The 19516-nt window shown below is 41.6% G+C and carries 17 protein-coding genes and 1 pseudogene; 17 read left to right on the forward strand and 1 reads right to left on the reverse strand.

Annotated elements, in window-relative coordinates:
* Window positions 1-85 precede the first annotated feature (85 nt).
* From H8S51_RS08240 to H8S51_RS08290, 11 genes and pseudogenes are all read left to right on the forward strand, one after another.
* Entirely contained in the window at window positions 86-847 is a 762-nt protein-coding gene (locus tag H8S51_RS08240; RefSeq protein WP_241070967.1) for a flagellar filament capping protein FliD, read from the forward strand.
* Entirely contained in the window at window positions 847-1557 is a 711-nt protein-coding gene (locus H8S51_RS08245; protein ID WP_117919137.1) for a hypothetical protein, read from the forward strand. Before H8S51_RS08240 ends, H8S51_RS08245 begins: the two co-directional genes overlap by 1 nt.
* 311 nt (window positions 1558-1868) lie before the next feature.
* A pseudogene (locus H8S51_RS08250) lies at window positions 1869-2851 on the forward strand (hypothetical protein).
* A gap of 430 nt (window positions 2852-3281) precedes the next feature.
* A complete protein-coding gene (locus tag H8S51_RS08255; RefSeq protein ID WP_117919139.1) occupies window positions 3282-3761 on the forward strand; it encodes a DUF2975 domain-containing protein in 480 nt (159 codons plus the stop codon).
* A gap of 93 nt (window positions 3762-3854) precedes the next feature.
* On the forward strand, window positions 3855-4073 hold the full coding sequence (locus H8S51_RS08260; protein WP_117919141.1) for a helix-turn-helix domain-containing protein: 219 nt from the start codon (window positions 3855-3857) through the stop codon (window positions 4071-4073).
* Window positions 4074-4174: 101 nt separating this feature from the next.
* Window positions 4175-5686 carry a DUF4153 domain-containing protein gene (locus tag H8S51_RS08265; protein ID WP_241070968.1) on the forward strand — a complete coding sequence of 504 codons (1512 nt, stop codon included), beginning with the start codon at window positions 4175-4177 and terminating at the stop codon, window positions 5684-5686.
* Window positions 5687-5797: 111 nt separating this feature from the next.
* Entirely contained in the window at window positions 5798-7015 is a 1218-nt protein-coding gene (locus H8S51_RS08270) for a BMP family ABC transporter substrate-binding protein (protein WP_186899541.1), read from the forward strand.
* 14 nt (window positions 7016-7029) lie between these two features.
* Window positions 7030-8736 (forward strand): methyl-accepting chemotaxis protein, encoded by a 1707-nt coding sequence (locus tag H8S51_RS08275; RefSeq protein WP_207724032.1) that lies wholly within the window; start codon window positions 7030-7032, stop codon window positions 8734-8736.
* A 42-nt stretch (window positions 8737-8778) separates the two neighbouring features.
* Window positions 8779-9288, forward strand: a complete 510-nt coding sequence (locus tag H8S51_RS08280) for an NUDIX hydrolase (protein ID WP_186899542.1) — start codon at window positions 8779-8781, stop codon at window positions 9286-9288.
* A gap of 192 nt (window positions 9289-9480) precedes the next feature.
* Window positions 9481-9960: a methylglyoxal synthase gene (locus tag H8S51_RS08285; RefSeq protein WP_117919149.1), complete on the forward strand. Its 480-nt coding sequence runs from the start codon at window positions 9481-9483 to the stop codon at window positions 9958-9960.
* A 15-nt stretch (window positions 9961-9975) separates the two neighbouring features.
* Window positions 9976-10851, forward strand: a complete 876-nt coding sequence (locus tag H8S51_RS08290; protein WP_117919151.1) for a DegV family protein — start codon at window positions 9976-9978, stop codon at window positions 10849-10851.
* 165 nt (window positions 10852-11016) lie between these two features.
* On the opposite strand, the gene H8S51_RS08295 is transcribed toward H8S51_RS08290, so the two are convergent.
* Window positions 11017-12366 carry an MATE family efflux transporter gene (locus H8S51_RS08295; protein ID WP_186899544.1) on the reverse strand — a complete coding sequence of 450 codons (1350 nt, stop codon included), beginning with the start codon at window positions 12364-12366 and terminating at the stop codon, window positions 11017-11019.
* A gap of 159 nt (window positions 12367-12525) precedes the next feature.
* Here H8S51_RS08295 and H8S51_RS08300 point away from each other — a divergent pair, with 159 nt between their 5' ends.
* From H8S51_RS08300 to H8S51_RS08325, 6 genes are all read left to right on the forward strand, one after another.
* On the forward strand, window positions 12526-13407 hold the full coding sequence (locus H8S51_RS08300; protein ID WP_186899545.1) for a LysR family transcriptional regulator: 882 nt from the start codon (window positions 12526-12528) through the stop codon (window positions 13405-13407).
* 165 nt (window positions 13408-13572) lie between these two features.
* Window positions 13573-14853, forward strand: a complete 1281-nt coding sequence (locus H8S51_RS08305; RefSeq protein ID WP_117919157.1) for an adenylosuccinate synthase — start codon at window positions 13573-13575, stop codon at window positions 14851-14853.
* A 17-nt stretch (window positions 14854-14870) separates the two neighbouring features.
* The gene (locus H8S51_RS08310) at window positions 14871-15473 is read left to right on the forward strand and encodes an HAD family hydrolase (protein ID WP_186899546.1); all 603 of its coding nucleotides are present in this window, start codon (window positions 14871-14873) and stop codon (window positions 15471-15473) included.
* Between the two features lie 181 nt (window positions 15474-15654).
* Window positions 15655-16602: an ABC transporter ATP-binding protein gene (locus tag H8S51_RS08315; RefSeq protein ID WP_186899547.1), complete on the forward strand. Its 948-nt coding sequence runs from the start codon at window positions 15655-15657 to the stop codon at window positions 16600-16602.
* Window positions 16602-18722, forward strand: coding sequence for a Gldg family protein (locus H8S51_RS08320; protein WP_186899548.1), 2121 nt, complete (start codon window positions 16602-16604; stop codon window positions 18720-18722). Before H8S51_RS08315 ends, H8S51_RS08320 begins: the two co-directional genes overlap by 1 nt.
* Complete coding sequence (locus H8S51_RS08325) at window positions 18722-19372, forward strand: DUF4340 domain-containing protein (protein ID WP_117919165.1); 651 nt, start codon at window positions 18722-18724, stop codon at window positions 19370-19372. The genes H8S51_RS08320 and H8S51_RS08325 overlap by 1 nt, the downstream gene beginning before the upstream one ends.
* Window positions 19373-19516: the final 144 nt, after the last annotated feature.

The raw sequence follows: 19516 nt of genomic DNA on the forward strand, positions 1-19516 counted from the left end.
CGTGTGAAAAATGTATTTTTATACTGAACCCTCCGGGGGAGCGCTTATCTGTTATAAAATGAGTTGTGAAATGGGGAAAATGAGTATGAGAGTTGGGAACAGATTAAATAGCACCATTGTGCGTGCGCGGATGAACCGTATTGCAAAGACAAGAATATTTTCGACAAAACAGCAGAGAACAAAAAAGAGTATTTCAGGAAGTTCGGGTCAGTCGATCAGTCAGCTTCTTTCAAAATTAAATGCAAATAGTGGGAAAACATCATCTGCGGCGCAGTTGATCGCAAACAGAGACCAGACACTTTTATACAGTGGAATGGAGACGGCTGCGGAACGTGTGGAAAAACGGTTGGGGAAGTTTTTAAAAACAGATGGTACTTCTGTATTTGACGGGGAAGATGAGGCAAAAGTGAAAGAGAATGTGACAGATCATATAGAGTCATTTGTAAATGACTATAATTATCTGATGAAACGTCTTACACAGTCCGGCGACAGCGTGGATTCAAATTTTGCCAAAAAGCTGAAGAATTATGCAAATGCGGAAAATAAAGAACTCCGTGAGATCGGAATTACGATAAATGGTGACGGAACATTAGAGCTGGATGAAAAGAAATTAAAGGCAGCCGACATCAGCCAGATAAAGAAAATGTTTGCCGGTGAAGATGGGTTTGCCGAAAAAGTGTCAGATCTGTCAGGACAGATCAGCAAATATGCAAAAGAAAAGGTGACGGAACTCGAAAAATCAAATGTGACGGCGAGCAGTAACTATAACCGTTATGCACGCTATACAAACGGCACACAAAATAGCAGCAGTTATTATAACAATGGCTATTATAACAGTAAGGCATAATGACAGAGCAGTTTTATGGGGATGACTCTGTCAGAATAAAAAAGACCGCAAAAGAAGAATGGGTGCAGTCCGAATTCAGGGAACAGGAGAGATACCGGAGAAATTATTATGGTACGATTTTTCTTGAGATTTTGTTAGATAAGATGCAACAGAAAGAAAGGGTACTGTATATTGAGACGGTAAAAGCACCTCGGGTCGTGCGCATAAAGCGGAGAAAAAAAGATCTGGATCCGAAAAAATGTGATGAAGTGGAGCGGCAAAAAGAGACTGTCACAAAAAACTGTGATGCGCACAAGCCAAAAGAATCGATGGTATCCGGAACACGGTCTGTGCCGCCTGCACAGAATGTGCAGGATATGCCGGTCGTACCGGAAATAAGATTGTCAAATGGATCGGAAGAGCAGAGAAGGGGTTCGCATGCGGAGCTTATGATAAGTACTGGTATGTCACAGGAAAGTCGAAACGCAGGCAGCAGTCCGGGTGGAAATCAATGCTCTACGGCGTATTCCATGGAATGTTGTTCTGTGAAATATTGTTCCATGGAAGGGTGTTCCATGGAATCTTCCGCGAGTGTTTCAAAAACCGGACTTACTCCGGTTCAAAAAGAAACGATTCTTGTGTGGGCGTCGGGAGATATTTTAGAATTGACTGTGATGTCAGAACTGCCGGAAATATCGGGAACTTATAATGCGCGGGCGTGTATGGTGTAGGTGCGGCTTAACTGCCGTTGCCTGCATTACAGGTGCGAACAGTAGCGCTTTTTGTGTAAATTGCACAAGAAAATTCAAATGAGTTGCATACTAAGGATGACGTATGATAAAATAACTCAAAGCATATTTCTACGATGCAGACATCTATCCGGTGCTATAATTACGAATCCGGCAATTCTGTCTGTATGACTATCAGGATGTATACATCCGTCTAAAATTCAAAAAAACATTTCAGAAATCTATGCTTTTTATCCATAAAAATGAAAAGCAGGAGATCTGGATGAGCCTCCTGCACACAGGAGGAACCGAATATGAAGAAGAGCACACAGGTATCAGAAAAGATACCGACAGCCAACCGTCAGTACAAAGACACTGTATTCCGCATGCTGTTCTCAGAGAAAGAGAATCTCTTATCCCTGTACAACGCAGTGACCGGAAACCATTATCAGAATGCGGAAGCCCTTAAGATCGTCACGTTGGAAAACGCAATCTATATGGGAATGAAAAATGACCTGGCATTTATGTTAGAGACGAATATTTATCTCTATGAACATCAGTCAACGATCAATCCCAATATACCATTGCGGGATCTGATCTATATTGGGATTGAGTATCAGCAGTTTGTGAACGATAAGTCACTGTATTTGTCAAAGCTGCAGAAGATTCCGACACCGAAGTTTATGGTGTTTTATAATGGAACGGATGCAGTGGACGACCGGGTCGAACTGCGTTTGTCTGAGGCATATGAGCATCTGGCTGGAGAGCCGGATTTAGAGTTAAAAGTTCTGATGCTGAATGTGAACGAAGGACACAACAAAGACCTGATGGAACAGTGTCAGACATTGAAGGAATATGCCATTTATGTTGCGAGAGTCCGAAAATATGCATCAGCGCTGAATCTGAATGATGCAGTTGAAAGGGCAATCACGGAATGCATCAAAGAAGGAATCTTAGTCGATTTCTTGCGGAAGAATCGCTCGGAGGTAATGTGAAAAATGAGATTTTTCACATGCAAGTTTGTACTTACGTCCAAACTTGTTATGCGCAAAAGACAGCGTAAAAAGGAGAAAAGATGGTAAGTATATTAGAGTATGATAAAGAATGGGAAGAAAAGAAACTCCGAAAGGCAGAATATGAAGCTGGTAAAGAGGAAGGCAAAAACGAAGGAATTGAAATAGGCAGAGAAGAAGCTATGGCAGAAATGATTCACAATATGATTAAGTCCGGCTTCCCAATAGAAAAAATCATAGACGCAACTGGAAAAACACTCTCAGAAATAGAACAATATTTATAATCGAGCAGATAAAGACGACGTTATTCGGAATATGTACAGATTGGGTTATTCTACAGAAAAGATTGCCGAAGATGTTGATAAAACTATAGAAGAAGTGGAAAAAATATTTAAGGAATAATCAACGATGATATCGGATTAAAAAATAATGCAATGAGCGGTAAATAACAAAATCCTCTATAAACAGAAAAACAGGTGGCAGGTAGCATCTGGCTGTTTATAGGGGATTTTATTTGTTCTGACGAAAAAGAATGAAAAAGTACAAATATTATTTTATAATAAAACTTTATTGATATACGATAAAAACATATTGCAAAAATAAAATATATGTGTATAATAAAATGCAGGAAGAAGCAAGTTTGGATTCAGCATTTTTGCAGTCAAAAACTTGAAAGCTGAATTGAAAAATGAATCAGAAAAAGGAGAAGTATTTATGCAGCAAAAAGAAATTTCACGATGGTTAAAAGCAATCACAATTGTACTGGCACTGATGGGAGCGGTGTTTTTTCTGTATATTATGCCGGTACTTGCGATATCATGGAGAGATGCGGATGAAACACTGGCGTATCTTTTTATGCCGGGACTGTTGTACGGCTGGTGCATAGGGGTGATCTGTTATGCGATTCTGTACCAGTTCTGGAAAGTATGTGTGCAGATTGGAAAAGATAATTCATTCTCGAAAGAAAATGCAAGATGTTTTCGAAATATCAGCCATTTCGCATTACTGCTTGCGGTTGTGTGGTTTGCAGGAATTGTTTTTCTGGTATTTTTAGCAGTCAGACAGCCGGGAGTCAGTATTTTTATGATTACTGCGGTTTTGATTTCAGTTATGATATCCATTTTGGCAGCAGCATTATCACATCTGATTCTGAAGGCTTATGAATTAAAACAGGAAAATGAACTTACGATATAATGAGAGCAAGAGAGTCAACATGCTTGTATGATTGACGAACGACGAATTGGATCATGTGCTGATTTTGCACATGATATAGTGAAGGAGAGAAAAATGGCAATTATCATAAATATAGATGTAATGCTTGCAAAACGGAAAATGAGTGTGACCGAACTTTCGGAAAAAGTAGGCATTACAATGGCAAATATTTCCATACTGAAAAATGGAAAGGCAAAAGCAATCAAAGTGGACACTTTAAACAAGATCTGCCGGGCATTGGACTGCCAGCCGGGAGATATTTTAGAATATGTTAAAACAGATGAGGAAACTTAACGTTTTGTGTGAAATGAAGCGGAATCATAACAGGTTATGGAAAGATGAAGCGGGAACATGACAGTTTATTGGAGAAGGAAGAAGAGAAGGGAGCATAAAAAATGGATCAGAATCTTACAGTCAGTTACGAGGAGCAAAAAGCGCAGTGGCAGGAAAAAAGAAAACAGCAACAGAAAGAAAATGCGGAGATTTTTAAGAAACTTGCGCCGGCAAGTTTTGTTTACGCACTGATCTATACGGTCTGTATTTACAAAAATATGACAGGAGCTGCAGTGCTTCTGTGGGTTGCGGCAACGATCGGATATATTTGTTACATCGTTAAAACGGTAAAAGAAAGGAAAATTTTTAACACAACAATATTTTTCGCTGCATATATGCTGATTCTGGCGGTCAATACATTTACGACCGGAAATGAGTGGATTATCTGGATGAATTATTGCTGGATTTTTGCATTCACAGTGTGCTTCCTTATACGAAATCTGGCAGATAAAAATCAATGGGATTTTTGGGAGTATCTGTGCAGTGGAGTAAATGCTGTATGTGGAGCGATTAGCAGTATTACAAGACCATTTGGTGATGGAAACGATTTTATCCGTTTACGTGAGAAGAAGGAAAATGGAAAAGTGCGTGAGATCCTGATCGGAATTGCAATAGCAATACCGGTGGTTCTTCTGATCGGTGGATTGTTAGTGTCAGCAGATCTGGTATTTTCAAGTATGATCACAAAATTTTTTGCAGGAATCAGGATTCCGGCAAATCTGGCAGGAATTTGCTGCATGTTATGCTTTGGTTTTATTTCATCTTACTGTGGTGTCAGATATTCGGCATATAGAAAAGAACGGCAGGACAGGAAAACAAAAATTTTTACAGAAACGACAGCGATGCTTACGGTAACAGTCCTGGTTGCAGTATTATATGTTGTATTCTGCGGCATACAGATCATATATCTGTTTGGCGGTGGCGGGGAGCTTCCGGAAGGAGTTACCTATGCCGAATATGCAAGACAGGGATTTTTTCAGCTTCTTTTGGTATGCATCTTAAATCTTGGAACAGTTCTTGTAATGGAACATTTCTTTCAGAGGAGCAGGGCAGCAGATATCGTCTGGACTGTGATCTCCGTATGTACGATGATTATGACGGCATCAAGCGCATGGCGAATGATCCTGTATATCAGGGCATATCAGCTTACATTTCTGCGTGTTGTTGTACTGACGGTGCTGGCAGTGATCGCGTTTCTTATGGCAGGAACGATCTGTTATATCTGGAACCGCAGGTTCCCGTTGTTTACGTATGGAATGGCGGTTGTGTGCATCAGTTATGTGCTGTTTGCCTTTGCCCATGTGGATGCTGGGATTGCCGCCTATGATCTGGCGCAGATTGAAAATGGAAATGCCGCGGGAGATTACAGTTATCTCTCATGCTTATCAACCGATGCGGCACCTGTGATCGCAGAGTACTTAAAAGATCATCCGGAAAACATTTATTATGGGGATGAAATGTATAACTGGAAGTGGGAATATATGCAGGAAAATAACAGAATGAACCAGCCTGTGACACTCCGGACATTTAATCTGTCTTATCTGCATGCCCAAAGAGCATTTTCAGAAAAATAGGTCAAAAGTATCAATTTATTGTCATAAAACCAAGATTTATTTACAAATGTTCTCCTGTTTTGTATAATGAAACAAAGTTGTTGTGAAAATTTGTGATGAGGAGAACAAAGGATGAAAGGAAAAAGAGTTGGAAAGCTGATTGTATTGTTTGCAGTGACAGGCATACTTGCAGGATGCGGCGGAAAAACAGGTGGTACGCCGGATGATTATGCAACAAACAATGGTTATTTAACGACGGAAGCAGCCGGAAACGGCAGCGGCAGTTCGCAGTCGGAAACGGGACAGACATCAGGTACAGCAGGAATTGCCAAAGAAGATATAAAAGTTGGCGTACTTTATATCTCAGACCCGGATGAGGGGAGCGGATATTCTTACACACATGATCTGGGTATCGTGGGAATGCAGGAAAATCTGGGATTAAGCGATGATCAGATCGAGAGAAAAATTGTGGACGATTCAGATGCAAAAGCAACGGAGGAGGCAATCGAAGCCTGCATTTCGGATGGATGTAATATTATTTTTACAACAAGCTGGGGTTATATGGAAGTGACGGCAGAGATGGCGGAAAAATATCCGGATATCTATTTCTCACATGGAACCGGCTATATGTCAAATGGAAAGAATTTTAATAATTATTTCGGCCGCATCTATCAGGTAAGATATTTGAGTGGTATCGTAGCAGGTATGAATACAAAGTCGAATAAGATCGGTTATGTGGCAGCGCAGGATTCGTCAAATTCTGAGGTGACAGGGGGAATCGATGCATTTGCGATCGGTGTGGAATCTGTAAATCCGGATGCAGAGATTTATGTGGCAGTCACAAATAGCTGGTATGATCCAGATAAGGAAAAAGCAGCATCCGAACAGCTCTTAGATATGGGTTGTGATGTGATGGCACAGCATTGCGATACACCGTATCCACAGACACTGGCACAGGAGCGGGGAGTTTATGGGATCGGTTATAACTCGGATATGAGTAAAGAAACGCCGGATGCCTGTCTGACAAGCGTGATCTGGAACTGGAGTGCATATTATACGTCAGCGGTCAAAAGTATTATCAATGGAACGTGGGATGGGTCCAATTATTATGGAGGTATGGCAGAGGGACTGGTACAGCTGACGAATCTGGCTTCATTTGCGGCAGAAGGAACACAGGAAAAAGTTGACGAGGCGACTGCAGAGATCTTAAGCGGTACAAACAATATTTTTGACGGAGTGATGGAGACGAATACAGGGGAGACAGTTGGAACAGAAAACGGAACCTTGGATGATGCAACGATCTCAGGTGGTATTGACTGGTATTATAAAAACGTTGTGATTGTGGACTAGGGGAGGATAAAATTATGAAATTAACAATTCGGAAAAAAGTTTTACTCTGTTCTTTGATTCCACTGCTCCTGTTAGGCGGGATTATCCTTCTGATCGCATCAACGATCGTAAAAGGTGTGATCATTGATCAGATGGAAAATTCGTTAAAGGGAACGGCAATCGCAACGCAGGCCGCTTATGACCAGAATGCAGGAACTTATTTACAGGCAGAAAATGGGGATATCTGGAAAGGAAGTTATAATATTTCCCAGTCGGAAAACCTGGTTGATACGATTAAACAGGAGTCCGGGATGGATGTAACATTTTTCTACGGATCGCAGAGAATCATGACCTCTGCAGTTGACAAAAATGGTAACAGGATATTAGGAAGTCCGGCGGGGGATAAAATTGTTGAAAAAGTATTAAATGGCGGCGAGGGGTATTTCAGCGATAATGTATCCATGGATGGTACGATTTACTACGGATACTACGTTCCAGTCTATCAGAAAGGTGACAGCAGTACTCCGGTCGGAATGGTATTCGCAGGTGCAGAAAAAGAGAAAATATCCAACAGCGTCATAAAGATTATCAATACGATCGTAGCGATCGTACTTGTGGTACTTGTCATCTGTATTATAATCGTGGAGATCAGCGCAACTTCCATTACACGTGCATTAAAAAAGGGAATCGCCAGTGTGCAGGAAGTGTCAGCAGGACATCTTGATGTAGCGTTTGACAGTAAAATTTTAGAGCGGAAAGATGAAGTCGGTGATCTGACGAAAGCAATACAGAATCTGCAGAATGAGCTGCTAAAGATCATTAAGGGTATCAAGGGAAGTACGGATATGCTGATGGAGGCATCCAATACGTTAGAAGATACCTCCCATCAGACTTATGATGGAATGCGTGAGGTGGAGGCAACCGTTGATTCTGTTACAAACGGTGCAAATTTACAGGCAGAGGATGCGAAGAAGGCGTCAGATAATGTGAAATATATGGGAAATCTGATCATTGAGACAGGAAAGGCAGCAGATGAGCTGAATGACAGTGCAGATCAGATGAAGCAGTCAAGCGATGCAGCAGTTGTTACGATCGATGAATTAAAACGTATCAGCGAAGAGGTAAAGGAGGCTGTTGCAACGATCGCAGACCAGACGAAACAGACGAATATCTCGGCACAGAATATTCAGAAAGCATCACAGTTTATTTCTGAAATCGCGTCCCAGACAAACCTGCTTTCTTTAAATGCAAGCATTGAAGCTGCACGCGCAGGTGAAGCGGGAAAAGGTTTTGCAGTTGTGGCATCAGAGATACAGAAACTTGCAGAACAGTCCGATACGGCGAGCGGTAATATAGGTGAAATTGTAAATACTTTGATCGCAAATTCCGAACGTGTGGTTGAGACGATGGGCAGGACACAGGAAATTATTGAAAAACAAAATATGCATATTGAGAGTACGGAACAGATGGTAAACGGTGTCATGGGTGAGATTGATGCATCTATCGAACGGATCCGTCAGATTGAGAGCCGGACAAGAAAATTAGAGAGTGCAAGAGCAGAGATCATAGATGTCATCGATTCCCTGTCGGAGATTGCACAGCAGAACGTTGAGGGAACTATGCAGACGAGTGCATCTATTACCGAAATAACGGACAGCTTTCAAAATATTGAAGATTCCACAGAAAATCTGCGTAATATGGCAGATATGCTTGCACACAATATCAGACATTTTAATATATGATAAAAATACGGCCCTAAGCTGCAGAATACGGAGGCAGAAAAGATGGAAGTGCTTGCTGTTTTTGATGAGAATAATTATGATGACACAACGAAGGTATATGAGAAATATAATGTGCGTGGAGTAATCTTCCGGGATGGAAAGATTGCAATGCAGTGCAGTACGGATGGCGAATATAAGATGCCGGGCGGTGGAATGGAAGAGGGGGAGAAGTTGTCAGAAACCCTGAAACGCGAGATCAGTGAGGAAACCGGACTTACAGTTTTAGAGGATTCATGGCATGAACTGGGAGAAATCCTTGAGATGCGCCGTGACATATTTGATCCGTCCTGTAAATATATCTGCCATTCATATTTCTTTTATTGTAAGGTGTCAGAGAAAGAAGGAGAACTTCATCTGACTCCAAGTGAAGTGGCAAAAGGGTATTACCTCAGATGGGAGCAGCCGGAAACAGTATATGAAACGAATATGCGGATGGCGAAAGATCCATGGATCATCCGGGATACGGCGTTTGTGAAAATGATACTGGATGGAAAAGTAAAGCTGCCGGAATAAAAGATTTCGTATCATAATAATAGAATGGCTGGTGTTCACATATCGCTACTGGTCACACAGTATGGGTGAACACTGGTCATTCTATTATTTTTTTGTGGAAGAACGAAGAAAAATATGTTATACTTAACGATATGTATTGCAGAAAATTTGAATTGGTATGCAATAGATACAGGCACAGACAGATAACGGAGGATGGCGCATATGAATGAAAATTATGTAACACTGACCATTGGAAAACAGAAAAATATAGCACTGATCGCGCATGACAATAAAAAGGCAGAGCTGATCGCATGGTGCGAAACAAATAAAGAAATCTTGAAAAATCATTTCCTTTGTGGAACAGGAACCACGGCACGCATGATCACGGATCAGACAGGACTCCCGGTTCGTGGATATAACAGCGGTCCTCTTGGTGGAGATCAGCAGATCGGAGCAAAGATCGTTGAGGGAAAAGTTGACTTTGTCATTTTCTTCTCTGATCCATTGACTGCACAGCCACATGATCCTGATGTAAAGGCATTGCTTCGTATTGCACAGGTATATGATATCCCAATCGCAAACAATAAAGCATCTGCAGATTTTATGATCAAATCAGAGTACATGAATGAAGAGTACGAGCATGAGGTGATCAACTTCAAAGAAAACATCAAAAAACGTTCGGAGACATTATAAGGGGGAACATTTTTCATGAGCAACGTAGCAATCGTATCAGACAGCAATAGTGGAATCACACAGAGTATGGCAAAAGAACTTGGAATTACCGTGATGCCGATGCCTTTTTTTGTGGGAGATAAGACACTGTATGAAGATATTGATCTGTCACAGGAAGAGTTTTACCAGATGCTATCTGAGAAGACAGACATCCATACATCCATGCCACTTGTAGGAAATGTCACAGACACCTGGGATGAACTGTTAAAAGAGTATGATGAGATCGTGCATATTCCAATGTCATCCGGACTCAGCGGTTCCTGTGAGACTGCCATTATGCTTTCACAGGATTACGATGGAAAGGTACAGGTGGTTAACAATCAGAGAATTTCTGTTACACAGCGGCAGTCCGTTTTAGACGCGATCGCACTTTCGAAACAGGGAAGATCTGCATCTGAAATTAAAGAGATCTTAGAGCGGGATAAATTTGAATCGTCTATTTATATTATGGTGGACACACTTTATTATCTGAAAAAGGGCGGCAGGATCACACCGGCGGCTGCAGCACTCGGAACATTGTTAAAGTTAAAACCGGTACTTCAGATCCAGGGGGAAAAATTAGACGCATTTGCCAAGGCAAGAACTGTAAAACAGGCAAAGAGCATGATGATCGAGGCAATGAAGAACGATTTTGCCAACCGCTTCAAAGATCCAGCCGGAGAGCATATGTATCTTGAGATGGCATACACGCATGACTTGGAAGCGGCAGAGAACTTTAAGAAAGAAGTGCAGGAAGCATTTCCAGGCATGGAGATCCGTATGGATCCGCTTTCACTTAGTATTTCCTGCCATATCGGACCGGGAGCATTAGCAGTGGCATGTTCAAGAAAGATTCCGGAACTGGAAGAGTAATCAGAAAATAAAAGAAAGTAAAAAATATATAAGAAAATCGGTTGGAGACTGAATTTCATAAGAAATTTAGTTTTCAACCGATTTTTATTTAATACATTCCTATTCTTCACATTGCCTGAAAATAAGAAAAATCTAAGTGCCTGATTTAGATTATATTGTTTAGGATCATGATAAAGTATGACCGTGCAGTTTGATTTTTTTATGTTTCCATATGATATAAGTGATCATCAGAGGAATACCGGCGCCCACCCAGGCAGCAGGATCAGCAAGGCAGATCCCCTGATAACCGAGCGGTTTCTGCAGGAGTGCGATCGCAACAAAGCGGCATACCAGCTCGATCACGCCACTCAACATTGGAACAAGTCCTTCGCCTAATCCCTGTAAGGCATTGCGGTATAAAAAGATCATGGCAAGCGGGAGGAAAAACCAGCTCACTGTTTTTAAATACATCATGGCGTAGGAGAAAATCTCATCGGAAGGATTGCTTACAAACCAGCTTACGATAAATTCTCCACCGAAAATACAGATGGCAGCACCGATGGCTGCTGCAGCGATACAGATGAAAAATCCTTTGCGCATACCGTCGAAAATACGGTTGTATTTTCCTGCACCGAGATTCTGACCACAGTAGGTTGCCATGGCGGTACCGAGCGTCGGCATGGTCTGAGTTGCGATATTGTTGACCTTAGAGGCAGCTGTAAAGGAAGCAACCACACTGGAACCAAACACGTTGACAGCACTCTGCAGGATCATGGTTCCAATGGCGGTGATGGAGTAATTTAATGCCATTGGGATACCGATCGAGAGCATGTTAATGACACCCGGGCGATCCAGATAATAATCCGCTTTTGTTGTGCGAAGGATCTCAAACTGCCGGAACATATGGATAAAACATAAGATCGCAGAAATTCCCTGTGCAATAATGGTGGCATAAGCAGCACCGGCGGTTCCTGTTTTTAACACAACAATAAATAAAAGATCCAGTACAACATTTAATATAGAAGAAAAGATCAAAAAGTAAAGTGGTGTTTTGCTGTCCCCGATTCCTCTTAAAATACCGGCAGAAACATTATATAGCATCGTTAAGATAATACCTGCAAAAATAACTTTGATATAGGCATCTGCCATGGAAAGTATATTGTCCGGTGTGTGCATCCAGACTAAAAACAGACGGGATGCCGCAACAGTCGGAATTGTGAGGATTGCCGAAACGATCACGGTTAAGATCAGAGAGAGCGCAACATAGTGTTTTAACAAACGAAAATCTTTTGCACCGAAAGCGTGTGATATCATGACGCCAAATCCCTGTGCGATACCGGTTGCAAATCCGAGCACCAGAAACATGATGCATCCGGTAGAACCAACGGCGGCAAGTGCTTCTTCACCGAGATATCTTCCCACGATGATCGTGTCTACCATATTATAAAATTGCTGGAACAGATTTCCTAATAAAACCGGAATGGAAAAAAACAGTATGATTTTTAATGAACTGCCGGTGGTCATATCTTTTGTCATGCTACTGGAAACTCCTTTCAAACTTTGGTATGATAATAAACATGTAAGGCTTAGTATACGTCAGGAAAATCAGAAATACAAGCGGAAAATATGACTTTTTTCCTAATTTTAAAAATGGACAGCTCCTTCACAACAAGTTGCCCGGAAATGAGGATTAAAATGGATATTAATTTGGAATACTATAAGATATTTTATTATACAGCAAAGCAGAAAAGCATTACTCTGGCGGCAGAAAAACTTTCTATCTCACAGCCTGCGGTCAGTCAGGCAATCAAACATTTAGAAAAAGATCTTGGCTGTGCATTATTTGTAAGGACGGCAAAGGGAGTTCGCCTGACAAAGGAAGGGGAGATGCTTTTTTCTTATGTGGAGCGTGGCTACGAGGCAATTCTTTCCGGGGAGAGGAGGCTTCTTGAGATGCTCAATCTTGAAAAAGGAGAGATCTGCATCGGTGCAAGTGATATGACGCTAAAATATTATCTGCTGCCTTATCTGGAGCGGTTTCATGAAAAATATCCTAATATCCGGGTAACCGTGACAAATGCGCCGACACCGGAAACCCTGCAGCATCTTGCAGATGGCAGAATTGATTTTGGAATCGTAAGTTCTCCGGTTGAACCGCAGGGCTGGCTTAAGATCATTCCGGTAAAAGAAATCAGGGACGTCTTTGTGGCAGGCAAAAAATATAAAGAACTTTGTGGAAAGAAAATGAAATATGAGGAACTTTCGGAATATCCGCTGGTGTGTTTAGAGGGAAGTACCTCAACGAGACATTATGTGGAGGCATTTTTAAGGGAAGAAGGTGTGACGGTGTCCCCGGAATTTGAACTTGCCACCAGTGATATGCTGATTCAGTTTGCGCTCCGTAATCTCGGGATCGCAAGTGTGATGGAAGAATTTGCAAAAGAGTATGAGGAGGATGGCAGACTTTTTAAGCTGCAGTTTGAAAAAGAGATTCCGGCACGAAAATTCTGTATCGTGTTAAATGAGAGGATCCCGATGTCTGCGGCTGCGGCAAAGCTTTTAAAAGGACTTTTATAAATTTACATAATGAATGATTATATCAGATATAAAGAATATTAATTTTACTTATAGAAAAACATCATGTATAATCAGTAAGTAAAAACAGGGAATGGGTGACAGTTTTTACGCTGCCACCTTTTTTTCCGGACAGGAATAGCATAGAAAAACTAGGAGGATATTCAAATGGTAAAAGCAGTCGTTGGAGCCAACTGGGGCGATGAAGGAAAAGGAAAGATTACAGATATGCTTGCAAAGGAAGCAGATATTATCGTACGTTTCCAGGGTGGTGCAAATGCAGGTCATACGATCGTAAATGATTACGGAAAGTTTGCACTTCACACATTACCGTCAGGTGTATTTTACGGACACACCACAAGCGTGATCGGCAATGGTGTCGCTTTAAACATTCCGGTACTTATGAAAGAAATCCAGTCTATCGTGGAGAAAGGCGTTCCGAAGCCAAAGATTTTAGTTTCCGACCGTGCACAGATGGTGATGCCGTACCACATTTTATTTGACCAGTATGAGGAAGAGCGTTTAGGCGGTAAATCTTTCGGTTCCACAAAGTCAGGTATCGCACCATTTTATTCTGATAAATATGCAAAGATCGGTTTCCAGGTCAGCGAGTTATTCGATGAGGAACTGTTAAAAGAAAAGGTTGTCCGTATTGCAGAGACAAAGAATGTACTCTTAGAGCATTTATATCATAAACCACTGATCAATCCGGATGAATTATTAGAGACATTACATGAGTACCGCGATACCATTGCACCTTATGTATGCGATGTTTCTTCTTATCTGGATCAGGCGATCAAAGAAGGAAAGACTATTTTATTAGAGGGACAGCTTGGTACTTTAAAAGATCCTGATCACGGAATTTACCCGATGGTTACATCTTCTTCTACATTAGCAGCTTACGGTGCGATCGGAGCAGGTATCCCGCCATATGAGATCAAACAGATTGTAACAGTATGTAAGGCATATTCTTCTGCAGTCGGAGCAGGTGCATTTGTCAGTGAGATCTTCGGTGATGAGGCAGATGAGCTTAGAAGACGTGGTGGTGACGGCGGTGAGTTCGGTGCGACTACAGGACGTCCGAGACGTATGGGATGGTTCGATTGTGTGGCAAGTAAATATGGCTGCCGTCTGCAGGGAACAACAGATGTTGCATTCACGGTACTTGATGTACTTGGTTACTTAGATGAGATCCCGGTATGCGTTGGATATGAGATCGACGGTGAAGTGACAACAGATTTCCCGACAACTGCAAAATTAGAGAAGGCAAAACCGGTATTAAAGAAACTTCCGGGATGGAAATGCGATATCCGCGGAATCAAAAAATACGAGGATCTTCCGGAAAACTGCAGAAAATATGTAGAGTTCATTGAGGAGCAGATCGGATACCCGATCACCATGGTATCAAACGGACCGGGAAGAGATGACATCATTTACCGCACCAAATAAGAAAAAGGATATCTGGTATGATAAAAAATATTATTTTTGATGTAGGCATGGTGCTGGTCAACTGGGATCCACATGCGGCATTTCAGAAGTTAGGTTTTGATGAAAAGACGGAGAAAGCAGTTGGGAATGCGACTGTTTATTCGGATGCATGGAATGAATCAGACCGCAGTGTTCTAGATTCTGATGAACAGCTTGCGGTATTTGTTCAGAATGCACCGGACTATGAAAAAGAGATCCGTATGTTCTGGGACAATGTCGGAATGGCGATTTACCAGTATGAATATTCACGTGCATGGATTCAGAAACTGAAAAAGAAAGGTTATCATGTATATATCCTTTCTAATTATGGAAAATGGACTTATGAGCACACTACGGAAGCACTGTCGTTCTTAGAAGATGTAGACGGTCAGGTGTTCTCCTTTGAAGTTCACCAGATCAAGCCGGAACCGGAAATCTATCAGACTCTGCTGGACAAATTTAAACTGACGGCAGATGAATGTGTATTTTTAGATGACCGCAGGGAGAATGTCGAGGCAGCAGAAGCGCGGGGGATTTATACGGTATTATTTACAACGTATCAGGAAGCCTTGGAAAAATTAAAAACATACGGTGTTGTGTAAGAATTTACATGATCCTGCCTGTTATAAGGGCATATAAAACAAAGAGCTGTTTTCACAGATGTGGAGATGGCTCTTTGTTTTTACGTTCACACTTTTATCACAGATTCATCCACTTTTAAACACAATTACACGTTACCCTTATAAAGTAATATTTAGGGAATGGAATAAGGAGGAGAAAAACGTGATTGAAATCAATCATCTGGTAAAAAAATACGGCAGTCATGTCGCCGTTGATGATTTGTCGCTCACAGTAGAGCCTGGCAGAATTTACGGCTTTTTAGGACCGAATGGTGCCGGAAAATCAACAACGATGAACATTATTACCGGCTACCTTGCAGCAACAGGCGGTGAGGTAAAAATCAACGGATTTGATGTGTTAAAACAGCCGGAGGAAGCAAAAAAGTGTGTGGGGTATCTGCCGGAGCTGCCGCCTCTTTATATGGATATGACGGTAAAAGAATATCTGGATTTTGTGGCTGAATTAAAGAAATTAGATAAGAGCCTGCGGGCAGGTTATGTGAAAGAAGCCATGAAAATTACAAGAACGGAGGAAGTATCAGGAAGATTGATCCGCAACCTGTCAAAAGGTTACCGTCAGAGAGTCGGTTTTGCACAGGCGGTACTTGGATATCCGGAAATACTGATCTTAGATGAACCGACGGTAGGATTAGACCCGAAACAGATCATTGAGATCAGGGATCTCATCAGAGAACTTGGAAAGAAACATACAATTATACTCAGTTCTCATATTTTGTCTGAAATCTCTGCTGTCTGTGATCATGTATTTATTATCTCTCATGGAAAACTGGTTGCCAGTGATTCGACAGAGAATCTGCTGGAGCGGATGACTGGTGCACAGGAGATTGAACTTTTGCTGAAAGCGGAAGAAAATGAGGCAGAGACGGCAATCCGCGAGATTGCACAGGTAGAACGGTGTGAAAAAACAGAGGCGAAAGAGGATGGTACAGTAGGGCTTCTTGTGACAGCAAAAAAAGATGCGGATGTAAGGGAAGCAATTTATCACACCTGTGTGGAACATCATATGCCGATCTTAGAGATGAAAGCAGCATCGAAGTCCTTAGAGGATGTATTCCTTGAACTTACCGCACAGGAAGGAGGAACAAAATAATGTTTGCAATTTTTAAACGTGAGATCAGATCCTATTTCCAGACTGTGGTGGGATGGCTTTTCATAGCGGCGGTACTTGCGTTATATGGTTTATATTTTTATGCTTATAATTTAAGATCCGGTTCGCCTTACGTATCGTATTCACTTTCGGCAGTCGCATTTATTGTTATGATCGCAGTACCGGTACTTACGATGCGCAGTTTTGCGGAGGAGAGGCATACAAGAACCGATCAGCTGATGCTGACATCCCCTGTTCCGCTTGGTAAGATTGTGTTTGGCAAATATCTTGCCATGGTCGGAGTATTTTCCATTGCCATGGTCATCGTTGCACTGACACCATTATTTTTATCAATTTATGGCTCGGTTCCGCTTGGAGAAAGCTATGTTGCTATCTTAGGATTCTGGCTGTATGGCAGTGCGTGCATTTCGGTCGGTATGCTGATGTCGGTTGTAACCGAAAGCCAGGTTATTGCAGCAGTTTTAGGGTTTGCAGCACTGTTCCTGGGTTATATGATGTCAAGTATTACCAGTATGATCTCGCAGAGCGGTAATATTCTGACAAAAATATTAAATGCATATGATCTTTATACGCCGCTGGATAAATTTATGAACGGCTGTCTGGATCTTACAGGCGTTATTTATTTCCTGTCTGTGATCGGGATCTGCCTGTTTTTAAGCTGCCAGCTGATCCAGAAACGCAGATATTCTGTCAGCACAAAAAAGATCGCACCGGGTGCGTTCTCAATTGGTATGATCGTTGTTGCTTTTGCAATCGCAGTTGTTGTGAACCTGGTGGCAGATGAACTGCCATCCACAGTCACAGCGATCGATGCGACATCTACAAAGTTATATTCTATTACAGATACAACAAAAGATTACTTAAAGACGCTTGATTCGGACGTTAATATTTATGTGCTTGCAGCAGAGAAAAATGCGGACAGTACACTTTCCGAAACGCTGCAGCGTTATGAGGATCTGTCTGACCATATAAAAGTAAGCTATATCAACCCGTCAACAAACCCGACATTTTTCCAGAAATATACGACGGAAGCACCGACCTCAAACAGTCTGATAGTGGTGAGCGATGCACGTTCGAGGGTGATCGATTATAATGATATTTATGAATATTCCTATGATTATTCTTCTTATACAAGAAGTCTTGACGGATATGATGCAGAGGGACAGATCACAAGTGCACTCCAGTATGTGACAAAAGATTCAAGTGAACTGCCGGTTGTTTATGAGATTACAGGACATGGTGAAACTGCACTGTCCGGTGGATTTACTGAGGCAGTTGAAAAAGCCAATATGACACTCACAGAGCTGACATTGTTAAAAGAAGATGCAGTGCCTGAGGATGCATCGGCGATCATTATCAATGCACCAACATCAGACTTTTCAGCAGATGATGCAAAGAAAGTGACAGATTATCTGGAAAAAGGTGGAAAGGCACTGATCACGACAAATTTCCAGTACAAGGATCTGACAAATTTTGAAAGCATTTTAAAAGCGTATGGCATTGAGCGTGTGGACGGTATTGTCATGGAAAATGACAGTTCCTACTATTATAATAACATTCCGTATTATCTGCTTCCGGAAGTAGAGAGCAGTGATTATACATCATCTGTCAGCGGCAAATATATTTTTGCACCGTACAGTGAGGCGTTCAGTTATGACGGATCTTCCGATGATGTGACATACACAGCGCTGTTACAGACAACGGATAAGGCTGTTTCAAAAATTGATGCCGGCAACGCGACAACTTCTGAAAAAGAGGATGGAGATATTGAAGGTCCGTTTACGATCGCACTTGCTGCAGAAAAAACAGTAGATGATACATCGTCCCAGATTGTTGCCATTGGTTCCATGGAATTGTTTACGGATTCTACGGATCAGATCGTATCAGGAAGCAACGTATCCATGTTTACGGATATCGTGACGAATCTGACCGGGGGAGCAGATAATGATACCAGCGTCATTCCGGTAAAAGATTATAAGATGAGCACGATCACGATCACATCAATTTCCACGATTATCGGCGGACTGGTGGCAAGCATTTTTATACCGGTTGTTCTGATCGTCATTGGAGTTGTGATCTGGGCAGTAAGGAGGAAAAAATAATGCAGAAACAGAAAAAACAGATGGTCATTCTGGTCATTTTGCTGATATTACTGATCCTTGCCTATATAGGTGTTCATTTTTACAGTAAAAAGCAGGAAGAAAAAGAGGAAGCAAAGACGGAGGCAGAAAAGATAACGGTAACAGATATTGAAGTTTCTGATATCACACAATTTTCTTATGTGCTGGATGGAACAACGCTTTCCTTTACAAAAAATGGAACGGAATGGATTTATGACGATGATCAGTCCGTTGATATTGATGAAAGTGCATTAGAGACACTTCTGAAAAAAGCAGCGAAGATCACAGCGACAGATGAGGTTACAGAGTACGACAGTCTTACTGATTTTGGACTGGATGATCCTTCTAATACGATTACACTAAAAACGGATGCCGGACTTACCACTATCTATATTGGAAGTCAGAATGAGATCACGAATGAGTATTATTTAAAAACAGGTGAAAGTGATACTATCTATGTTGTAGACAGTGCAACAGCAACCGGATTTGATAAAAGTATTGAGGAGCTGACAGCAAAATCCGATGATACGGAAACAGAAGAACCGTCAGAAGCCGTGGAGGAAACAGAAACAGCAACAGTGGTGCCAAATGATACAGAGACATTGGAAATAGAAGAAACAGAGACGAAATAGCAGAATTGCATGATAAACTTGCAGAGCTGCTGTTGTAAATGAAAAAAGTACCGGATTGCGGATGAATGCAGTCCGGTATTTTTTTGGTAATCGCTGTTGGTTGTACAGTATGTGTGGACAACAACATTTACATAAGTTCATAAA

This window comes from Roseburia rectibacter, assembly GCF_014287515.2.
GTDB lineage: Bacteria > Bacillota > Clostridia > Lachnospirales > Lachnospiraceae > Roseburia > Roseburia rectibacter.

Excerpts from the sequence above, each read along its gene's own strand:
- H8S51_RS08240 (WP_241070967.1), top strand. The coding sequence starts at position 86 with ATGAGAGTTGGGAACAGATTAAATAGCACCATTGTGCGTGCGCGGATG.
- H8S51_RS08245 (WP_117919137.1), top strand. The coding sequence starts at position 847 with ATGACAGAGCAGTTTTATGGGGATGACTCTGTCAGAATAAAAAAGACC.
- H8S51_RS08255 (WP_117919139.1), top strand. The coding sequence starts at position 3,282 with ATGCAGCAAAAAGAAATTTCACGATGGTTAAAAGCAATCACAATTGTA.
- H8S51_RS08260 (WP_117919141.1), top strand. The coding sequence starts at position 3,855 with ATGGCAATTATCATAAATATAGATGTAATGCTTGCAAAACGGAAAATG.
- H8S51_RS08265 (WP_241070968.1), top strand. The coding sequence starts at position 4,175 with ATGGATCAGAATCTTACAGTCAGTTACGAGGAGCAAAAAGCGCAGTGG.
- H8S51_RS08270 (WP_186899541.1), top strand. The coding sequence starts at position 5,798 with ATGAAAGGAAAAAGAGTTGGAAAGCTGATTGTATTGTTTGCAGTGACA.
- H8S51_RS08275 (WP_207724032.1), top strand. The coding sequence starts at position 7,030 with ATGAAATTAACAATTCGGAAAAAAGTTTTACTCTGTTCTTTGATTCCA.
- H8S51_RS08280 (WP_186899542.1), top strand. The coding sequence starts at position 8,779 with ATGGAAGTGCTTGCTGTTTTTGATGAGAATAATTATGATGACACAACG.
- H8S51_RS08285 (WP_117919149.1), top strand. The coding sequence starts at position 9,481 with ATGGCGCATATGAATGAAAATTATGTAACACTGACCATTGGAAAACAG.
- H8S51_RS08290 (WP_117919151.1), top strand. The coding sequence starts at position 9,976 with ATGAGCAACGTAGCAATCGTATCAGACAGCAATAGTGGAATCACACAG.
- H8S51_RS08295 (WP_186899544.1), bottom strand. The coding sequence starts at position 12,366 with ATGACAAAAGATATGACCACCGGCAGTTCATTAAAAATCATACTGTTT.
- H8S51_RS08300 (WP_186899545.1), top strand. The coding sequence starts at position 12,526 with ATGGATATTAATTTGGAATACTATAAGATATTTTATTATACAGCAAAG.
- H8S51_RS08305 (WP_117919157.1), top strand. The coding sequence starts at position 13,573 with ATGGTAAAAGCAGTCGTTGGAGCCAACTGGGGCGATGAAGGAAAAGGA.
- H8S51_RS08310 (WP_186899546.1), top strand. The coding sequence starts at position 14,871 with ATGATAAAAAATATTATTTTTGATGTAGGCATGGTGCTGGTCAACTGG.
- H8S51_RS08320 (WP_186899548.1), top strand. The coding sequence starts at position 16,602 with ATGTTTGCAATTTTTAAACGTGAGATCAGATCCTATTTCCAGACTGTG.
- H8S51_RS08325 (WP_117919165.1), top strand. The coding sequence starts at position 18,722 with ATGCAGAAACAGAAAAAACAGATGGTCATTCTGGTCATTTTGCTGATA.